Genomic DNA, 10,273 nt, shown 5'->3' with positions numbered 1-10,273 from the left:
CAAAGGGAAGGCTCTCGTCATCCTCACCATTGATTGAATAATGGAAGAATGTTAAACCCATAGGGAGATCTTCTGTCAAATCATAGATTCCATCAGAGTTACCATCAGCCATCAGTTTTGGACCAAGCAGACTTTCCATTACTACATTCTGGCTGGCTGGATCAAAAGCTGAAGCATCAATTTGTGCATTCATATTGACCTGGAATGTTACAGGAGCGCCTTCGAAGTCTGGATCGAAATCATTCCACCACACGTCAACGGTCTGAGCGCCGCCTACAACCAGATAGGTGCGATTTGGACCGCCTCCAGGAAATTCTGAGGTGTCCCAATTACGATCAATGCGAAACTTAAATTCGAGTGCCTGGCCTACTTCAAAACTATCAGCCACAACAAGTGTGAAGATGCCGTCCATATCTTCATCGGTCAGTAACCAGAAATCATCAGCTGATCCCCAACCATTGAAATTACCGGCAACATCCAGAACCTGTGACGTTGTATCAAACCCACCTGTGGCGATTTGATCAGTCATATTCACATTAAAGGTAACAGCCAGGTTGTAATCATAGTCATTCCAGAATGCAGTGTAGTCCTGCAATCCATCAGCAATGGTATGCATTCTGTTTGAGATGGATTCGGCGTTGTCCCAGTTCTGGTTCACGCGGAACTTAAATTCAATGCCGTCGCCAGAAGTAAAAAGATCGGCCTGGTCAGCATAGAGTTCCCAGATGAGATTATTGCCTGGTGTGGGTGCCAGATCAAAGCCAGCTCCATCCCAGCCGTTGAATGAGCCAGCTACATTGACGCCATCTGATGTTGGGTCAAAGGTGCCCTGATTAAACTTGTCCGTAAGATCCACAGTAAAGTGGACAACAGGATACATGGTGAAATTGTCGAGATATCCGAAATACCCAGTGTCTGTATCACCAACAACCAGCATCCGGTTATCACCACCATCATGTTGGCCAGCATCCCAGGAACTATTGATCCGGAATTTGAAGCCATATGTACCTGCATCAATGGCGAATGTACCTACCCAGAGATCCGAATTCTCGGTGCTCTCGGTCAGTTGCCATTCACCGGCGGCTGGACCCCAACCGTTCATATCACCGGCGATGTCGACATAGTCACTGGTTCCATCAAAATTGTTATTCGCAATCTGATGGGCCATGTTGACTGTAAATGTCACGTTTGCTGCCATTCCGACGCTGATGAGTAATAGCATCGTCATAGCCATGGTTAATGTTTTACGCATTTTACCTCCTTATTATGTTTACTAACTAATATCTCATTGAAAGTGAGAAATGTTCGTTTAATCCAAAATATTTGTGGGCCTGTACCGCATAGTCAGCACGCAAAATAACACCACCCATTATGCGATATGACAATCCACCACCCAATGATAATTGTGGTTCATTTTCTGGCAAAAATATGTGATTCATTCCAGCACTCACATGCAGCAAATTATTTGCTATCGCCGCATCAATCCCCACATTCATCCATTCTTCATTGTCACTTGGGAAGACACCATTTGCCTCCAGGGAGATCCCCAGCAGAGGGGTGTTCATGACTTGCCAGTTTGAACCAATCACCATCCGAAGTGGAATATCGAATCGATCGGTTGCATAATAGGCGTTGATGATATCATTGTTCCCACTATTCAGTGGATCTGGATCATTTGTGGTCAACAGATCATCACCAGTGATTTGCATCTTGGTTCCAAAATTGCTGATTGAGAAGCCCAAAACCAAACCCTTCCATGGCGTTACATAGCGTCCGCCAATATCAAGGGCAACACCCTGGGCATGTGAATTCATAATGGTTTCACGTAGCACTTTGGCATTGGCTCCGATCATAAAATGATCTGTCAGACTCCTGGCAAATGCCACTCCCAATTGGAGAGCGCCCACATCAAAAAAGTCCCCGGTACCATCTTGATCTATTTCGGTGGTAATTTCCATTTGCCCGGAATTCATACTCACCAGGTTGACTCCGAAAACACCCCAGCTAGAAAGTGGAATAGCGATAGCGGCATGATTTATTGAAATGCCCTCGTACCAATCGACATAACTAAAATGAGTTGCGGGTTGGCTGATCAGTGCCAGAGTGGATGGATTGTAATACATGGTGGCGGGGTCATTGAAACCGGTAACCACTGCCTCACCTCTGGCTGTACCAATGGCATCAACGGGTATTTTTAGAAAATTTGCTGCCGAGGTGCCTACCTTTGAGATAGTTTGTCCCGAAAGTGAACTGAAGGCGAAGCAGAGTGTAAGCAGGGATATCAATATGGCTTTGGCTTTGGTTTTCATTTTCAATTCCTCTACTTGATCACTGCAAATTTTCCGGTCTGTGTGGCACCGGTATCTAAATCTTCAACATAAAACAAGTATAGACCATATGAGATGGATAGGTTGTCCCTCGACAGCAGATCCCAGGAGGTACTACCCTGGTCCAGATTATTGTGGACCTCAAATTGATCAACCAATTCGCCATTAATAGTGAAAATACTTATCTGGCAGTCTTTGGGGATGTGATTGAATCGAATAGCTCGCGGTCCTCGACCTGAGCTAAATGGGTTGGGGGGTTCCCATCCTGCTGCAGCAACATAAGGATTTGGAACCACCGTGACTTGCTTAATATCCTCTTTGACCTTCTCCCCATCAATGTATGAGCTAAATGTCTTAAATTCGTACACATCGTCACCCAGGAATGGTTTCTTAATAATGATGGATAGTTCATCCCCATCAATGGGATTCCTCAGTAGAGAATCTGACACGAGATGCTTGAGGGTCAATTGCCAGCCCGGTATATACCCAGTTACATTTCCAAGGGTATCCAGAATTTCATCGAGGAGGATGACCACATCAGATTCATCTGTATTACTATTCAGCAATCCATCGGGAGGATCATCTTCAGCCAGGGTATCGGCATTAATCAGATTCATAAATGCAAAAGATTGGGGACGATTTTCAGTAAGGTTTTCAATAGAAAAGTTAACCGGGATGGCCGGTAGCGTTACGAATCCATCATATATCCCGAACTGTACAGATGTGTCTACCCCGACCTCACCAAAAGTAAGCTTGTAATCATTGGGTTTTTTAATACCCCGCGAACCAAGCAATACCAGGTTGAAGGTTGTTAGTGCTGGCTTAAATACCATGGTATCTGTCCAGACCGAAAGCTGCTGATTCATCTCGATAAAGGGTTCAATATGAAATTCCAGACGCATTCCATCAATGACGGGGTTTTCATCGTCATCCCCAATTCGCTCAGAACGCAGAATGAGCGTGTCTGGATTGCTAAAGTCGGTGATGTTTTCCCAGGTGAAGTTTTTGGTCATGAGCGTATCATCCTGGTTGGAAGCAGAAGCGGGGTGTAGGGAATCCTGAAAGGTTACACGATAGGAATTGTCATCTGGGACCTTCAAGGGGTCAAGAATATTGATGGTAATACCACTGGAGCTGGAACCTTCAATATGAACCAAATCGATCTCAGCTGGTTCATAGCCGTTTGGTTTTGGAGCAGGTGTTGCCAGAATGGTATTCACGCCTGTAATGATGCTTCCATCAAAATCAACCTGGATATAGATGGGACATTCGCTGGGCGCAACACCCAGGGCTACGTCTCCAGCGTCATATGAAGTTACAGCATAATAGTAGGTTCGACCATTCTGCACATCCTCGTCCAGAAATTTATGAACCAGACCCGTATCGTCTCCCAGATCAAATTTGATACCATTTATATCCAGTTCCTGTAACCCCTTTATCCCATCAATCTTATCAAATTGAGCGATGGGCTTATAAAAGGTTGGAACACCATCGGAGTCCGTTATGATGAAGACATCTTCAAAGGCGGGATCAGTTGATCGATAAATTCGATAGCCCTGAAAATCATAGCCCTCTGAACCCAGATCAGACATATAGCGATCAAAAGATCCCTCTGAGGTCTCATCCCAATAAAGCATGACTCTGCCATCTCCCACCGACGCAGAGAGCGTTGGAGGTCGCGGTGCAGTTGCGAATTTATAATCAAGATCATATGTTTTTTGAGCGACTTCCTTGTTACGCAGGGCATCATCCTGATCCACACCCATATTGACAGCCATACTTATTGCTTCAGTTTGACCCTTTGCCAGTGGGAAATAGCCACTGGTGACGTGTAAGTTGTAATCCCCTTCAAGCTCAATGGTGGGATCGAAGAATACACCTGGTGTCATAAAGCGACGCCACATATCTGAATCAGCCAAATTTTGAATTGCTTCACTACTTGCCATATAGGCGGCTGCCGTTAATCCAATCTGATCTGATTCTGACACATCGGTAATGTCGATATTGGGTTCTCCAGGAAGACCAGTACCATGACCACTACTTGGAAGACCATCACCTTCACCACTATCAAAGGAATCATCTAAACCATCAATACCGACGTCATCTGTAAAGGCACGCCAATCCCTATCGTTATCAACTCCATCAGCGCGGGTCTCATCAATCATGGGAGCTATGGTGGACTGGGAGGTAACGACATCTGCACCTGGTATAATGAGACCACGACGAATGGTTTCACCTGCTGCAAAGAATAAGTAATTAATGTGTCGAACTGGGATTATTCCTTCAATTGTTAGACGATCCAGATGCAGACCCTGTGTTTCATCGATGAGACCATCCAAATCATCATCCTGCAAATTATCCGGGTTTTCGGAGAGGGTATCCCCCATGGAGAGGTTATATGTGATACCACCACTGATTACTGAGGTATCCTGTCCAGAAAACAGAAAAACATGTCGGGAGTAAGCGGAATCTATGGTGACCAACTTCAGACCTGTGGTCAGGACTGTGGGGAAAAAATCGGTTTGGTTGAAAAGCGGGAGCAGCGTATCCAGATTAGCAAACTCAGCCAGCAATTCTGGATGATCATCTGCATCGCCATCATTATCAATCCCATCAATTCCATTTCCAGGGGTTTCCAGAAAAGCAGTGGCTACCACTCCAACCGGTGTGGAGCCAAAATTTTGATTTCCAACACCATCGCCATCCATACTCCAGGCCACATTATTGAGGAGATCGAAGGAAGGATGATCATCATCGCTATCACCGTCCCCACCAACGAGATCAGCCAACCAAAGTGAAAAGGCAGTTTTGTCAAGATCCCTGGTTCCATCATTGGTGATGGTATGAAGATGAAAGAGTACATCATTGATCAATATCTGGCTCCAGGCCAGAACCCGAACTTTTGTGAGGAGACCAAGACCACGTCTGGAAAAGTCGGTGGTATCCGGGAAATAGCTGTGCCGATTATACAAGTTGTCCGCACATTCGTAATAAATTTCCTGATCAGCATTGAATTGATCACGTCCAAAGTAACCATTCCAACTCCCCGGCCATCCTGGTGCCAGGGCATCATCTAAACGATCTGGCCAATAACTTGGCCAGGAGCTTGGTTCAGTACTTTTTGCAATGAGAGTTGACGTTTCATTCAAGTATTCTGGTACTGGTTCAAGATTCCAGCTATCGCCAGTCTGCGGGTCCGTTCGATAGTTTGGTGTCATCATCACCTTGATGGGAAAACCGCCTTCATTTAGGACTTCTGCACCATAAAATACACCAGTAAGAGCGATGTAATGCTGTTTGGTGTTTTTGGGCCATTCGTAAGGGATATGGGTTGGCTGACTTCCACCAGTTCGACCTGAAAAACCATAATTAAAAACGGAGGCTCGTATCTGATTCCCATCAATCTCTGTTTTCCGGCGAAATTTGGGATCTCCACGGTGGTCTGATGGAATATGATTGATATCCTGGGCCAGGACATATGCACTCATCATCATGATTGTTAACATCAGAGTAGAATGCTTTATGCTGCTCATTGTATTATATTTCATTTTCAACTTTGCTTCCTCTTCTACCCTAGAACGAATAATTGATACCGAGTAAAATCTCTCGGGGAGCCGTATACCAGGTTGGATACTGTATATATTCCCTAACCGTATTCAACCCGTAGGCATTATCTATAATAGACTGCAACCGTCCTGAGTAATCAGGTCGACCTGTATCGGTGTGCACCGAAGTAGCGTTGCGCGTATCCAGGAGATTGTTGACGTTGAGCGTCAATCCAATTGCATGTCTGCCGATTTTCACCTGCCTGCTTGCCTTTAAATCAAACTCATAGGTATAAGGTTTTCTGCGGCTGTTCGAGGCCAGACCTGTATTGGCAGTTAGACCAGTTCTCGATGAAACTCCATAGGAAGGCGTGTAGGGATAACCAGATCCGAACCGTCCCAGCAGTGTCAATCTGGTCCCTGCAATATCCGTGGTAAATGCTCCATTCAACGTATGACGTTGATCCCAATCCAGGGGTGTCATTTCACGTGTAGGTTCTGAATTATTCTGGGCTGCTAAAAATTCTGCATCGGGATTAGAATTTGACCCTTCTGCTGTTTGAAAGGTATATTCCAAATTAAGATTGCCAGTTGATCCAATGCCCTGCTCAATTGAAAGGGTCACTCCGCGACTATTGGCGTAATCCTTATTTTCAAAATGAACATAGCTTACACCGGGCAGGTAGGTGGCCTGGACAATTCCTGTGCTTACCCAATCCCGAATATCTTGATAAAAAACAACTAAATCTACATTTAGGTCGTCATTTAGTTGCTGTTGTAATCCCAATTCGTACTTGACCGTTTGCTTTGGATTCAAATCGGGATTGCCAAATGGGCCATAAATTCCATCCGAAGTCGTGATTTTATATCCACGATCTTGGTACAAATATTCAAATGATGGAATCTGGAAAAAATGACCATAGGAGAAATGAATGACCCCCTTATCAGTGATGGGAAAAGCCAAACCTAACCGTGGAGATATGGAACTTTTTGCATCCACCTCTTTGAACCAGATGGCCTGCCGTTCCTCCATACTCATATCCGCATGTTCGGGACTCAATGGGTTAAAGATGGATGGATCGGAAGGGTCGGTAGGCAAGACACCGTGTGAATGGAACCAGTCCCAACGCACGCCAATATTAATCACAAAGTCATCGTATTCTAACTTGTCCTGTAAATAGAGTGAAAATTCCTCAGGTTCCTCGTGGTAATAACTATGAGAAGGTGTTTGTCTGGAGAGGGTGTCAGGCTCAAAGGGAACCAATTGGATATTATTGCTATCAACCTTGGCTACAATTGAATAATCCTCCCGATCCAGTTCATGGTTACGATACTCAAGACCCATCTGCAGTAAATGCTTAGAATTGATCTGACTGCTAAAATCAAATTTTACCAGGTTTGTGGTCGTATTCCTCTCGAAGTGCGATCCATTGACGCCAGCCAGGGCAAAAGTATATGAAGGTAAATTCAGATATTCTGGGTTCGTATAGCGAGCATCCAGCGGATCTTCGAAAGCGTAGTGCCTGTAGTGACTGGTAGAATTTCCCGCTCGAATTGAGTAATAGGTATTGGGTGACAGGGTGTGATTCAATGTTAGTGAAACACTTCGTCCCTGATCAAATCGATGGAGATTGCCATCTGGATTCCACCTGTACAAATGATCATAGTCCTGATACTCTCTATTTGAGAGTAAATAGTTCATATGCAGGTTGACATTGGGCGTCAACATGTAGGAAAGTTTTCCATTTATTGAATACTTCTCTTGCTTATTCATGGTGACAATAGAGCTGTCACCAAAATTGATAAATAAGTATTCTGTTCCACTCACGGAGTCCATGACACTGATGGGCTTGGGATTTACAATTCGCTCTCCCCTGAGATGACCGTTGCTGGTGTAACGTCGGCCTGAGAAATAGAACCGTAGGTTTTTAAGTCCCAGTGGTCCACCAAGCGAGAAGGATAAATTCTGTGTATCCTGAGGATCATACGTGTCCATATCTAAATAATTATCATCTGTTGTAGACCACCATCCACCGGTCGAATAGTCGAGTTTTGCACCCAATTTTTCTCCACCAGTTCGAGTAACAATATTTATAATACCACTCATGGCTTGACCATATTCAGCATTGAAGGTTCCAGAAACCAGCTGCAATTCCTGGATGGCGTTTTTGTCGACCTCCACAATAGAGCTGCCATCGTAACCGTCAGAAACGGGTACACCATCTACCCAATAGACCACTTCTCTCGCTCTACCACCCCGGATATGTAAACCACCACCAGCATCCTTGGTTACGCCTGTCTGGAGTTCAAGGATATCCGAAACTTCCTCTACGGGTAAGTCCTTGATCATATCTTCACCCACATGAACCTGGGAGCTGGTTCGGTCTCGTTGAACCTTTGGCTGAACGAAAGTGACCACAACCACTTCACCTACTAGAAGTTCGCTGGTTAATTCCAGATTGACTTCTGTGGTCAGATCGATAGCCACAATGATGCCGTCCATGCGACCAGAGGTATAACCGATCATGTTTGCCTGGAGGCTATATTCACCTGGTGGAACATTGAGAATCACAAATGCTCCATCGAGATCGGTAGCTCCCCCGAGATAGGTTCCCTGCAAAACGACGTTGCAGCCGATGAGTGGCTCACCTGTGGAGCCATCATGAATCTTGCCTGCGATTTTTCCACTGGTTCCGGCAATTACACTTGAAAGCAATAAGCTCAGTAGGGATAATCTTTGAAATAGTTTAATGAATATTCTAGCTTTCATCTACGCTTCCTGACAATTGGATATATGGTATCTGTTTTATTCTATCCTGATAAATGATGGCGTGATTACTTTTTTCCATGGCTAGCAGCGCCTGTTCAAGCTGGACAGGGGCACCCTGGCTACGGACCAGCAGCTCAAGGTTCTCACGCGCTAAATCCAAATTTACAGGATCATTCTTTGCTTCAATACTTCGAAAGAGGAAGAATTCTCCTCCATAGTACCAGGGTTTGGTCCAGGTATTCAAATCTTGAGAAAAAACCAATTTTGCGGCAAAACCCAATTCTTCCGCGGTAACCCAGCCCATCTTACCATCTGAAGGCAATTCCAGCCTGGAATTCGGATCGCTGGTAACTTTTACTCCGGGATTTTCGGTCAGCAAGTTTTCATAGGCCTTGTGGGCTCGTCCACTGTCCTGAAAAACAAAAAATTCCACGTCTCGACGAGGAATTTTGGAATTATTGTTAAGCTCATTTTGATTCAAATTTGAGAGGTAATCCTGATGAATGCTTACCGTATCTGCAAAGCGTTCCTGCCATGTCTTTATCCGCCATAAATTCTGACGTTTCTGGATGGCTTCCCGGGTAAGCTCCTGCTTATGGAGACCGGCTTCTCTGGCCTCAGCAATCAAGGATTGCCGTACGAGCAACCCAGAGATTAATTTTTGGACATCTGATTCATCAGTTATTGAGTTGAGATGTTCAGGTCGGCTATCCAATAAGTGGGGAATTAGCATCTCAAGAGTCCAATCTCCCTCGTTTGTACTACATAAAAGAAGATTTGATTGATCTGATTCAGCGATGTGATCCGCTAGGGATGCTTTCGATGTATTCGCCAATAATTTGAGCAGTGCTGATGTCCCCTCTGCTGAATAATTCACATTCAACCCTGACAAGACATTTTGTGTATAGGCGTTAATTATTGAATCGCTTTGATTGACTGTCCACTCCCGGAGCAATCTATCCTTGGCAACTGCAAAATCACGGGGGCGAATAAGGGGTGGAATCCGCTTTTCAACCAGCTTAATCAGTAAATATCCCTGTCCCAACCGGATAGGATCGCTCACCTCGCCATTTTTCATCTTACTGATTTTTTTCATCAGAAGAGGATGAACATCTTCCAGGAGTAAAAAGCCAAGATCCTTGTAGTCAACTGACGCTTCAGCATCAGACCACATTTTAGACATACTGGCTGCAGAGGATCGATCCAGAAAAGAAGCTTCCTGGATATGATACCTCGTCCGTTCTTGTACTAACATGGTGGCCAAAGCTTCAGGACCAGGTTGAGCTGTGTTGCTGCTCTTTTTTTGCCACAGGGCATCCAGAAGTGCTTGTTCTTCCTGTCTGCGCAGGACCTCCACAACTTCGGGATGATCATCAAGGGCATTTTCTTGCCAATTCTTGAGAATTAGCTTTTCGTGAAGCACACTGCGAAGAATTTTTTCCCGATCTGGAAGATTGTCTTTAAGACCCGTAACAGTCAAATATTTTTGGTAGTGATTTAAGAATTCATGCTCCTGTACTGCGCCCCCATCGAAAGCAGCCAAATCGCTCGAAGTGTCGGAACAATTTTGCAAAGCGAGCAACATCATGGTTGCTACCAGCACCCTTGAAACAAGTGTTCTCGGAAGAAAA

Annotated in this window: 5 protein-coding genes; all 5 read right to left on the bottom strand. The window is 44.9% G+C overall.

The features are described 5' to 3' along the window. On the bottom strand, positions 1-1,252 hold a 1,252-nt coding region (locus ISR87_03365; GenBank protein ID MBL7024469.1), incomplete at its 3' end, for a hypothetical protein. A gap of 25 nt (positions 1,253-1,277) precedes the next feature. Beyond that, entirely contained in the window at positions 1,278-2,309 is a 1,032-nt protein-coding gene (locus ISR87_03360) for a PorV/PorQ family protein (GenBank protein ID MBL7024468.1), read from the bottom strand. An 11-nt stretch (positions 2,310-2,320) separates the two neighbouring features. Next, positions 2,321-5,875 (bottom strand): hypothetical protein, encoded by a 3,555-nt coding sequence (locus ISR87_03355; protein MBL7024467.1) that lies wholly within the window; start codon positions 5,873-5,875, stop codon positions 2,321-2,323. A 25-nt stretch (positions 5,876-5,900) separates the two neighbouring features. Continuing rightward, positions 5,901-8,642, bottom strand: a complete 2,742-nt coding sequence (locus ISR87_03350; GenBank protein ID MBL7024466.1) for a TonB-dependent receptor — start codon at positions 8,640-8,642, stop codon at positions 5,901-5,903. After that, entirely contained in the window at positions 8,632-10,230 is a 1,599-nt protein-coding gene (locus ISR87_03345) for a peptidylprolyl isomerase (protein MBL7024465.1), read from the bottom strand. The genes ISR87_03350 and ISR87_03345 overlap by 11 nt, the downstream gene beginning before the upstream one ends. Positions 10,231-10,273 lie beyond the last annotated feature (43 nt).

The sequence above is a fragment of the Candidatus Neomarinimicrobiota bacterium genome (assembly GCA_016784545.1).
Taxonomy (GTDB): Bacteria; Fidelibacterota; UBA8477; order UBA8477; family JABMPR01; genus JABMPR01.
Note: the sequence above shows the minus strand (reverse complement) of the source record. Positions and strands in the feature narration are given on the sequence as shown.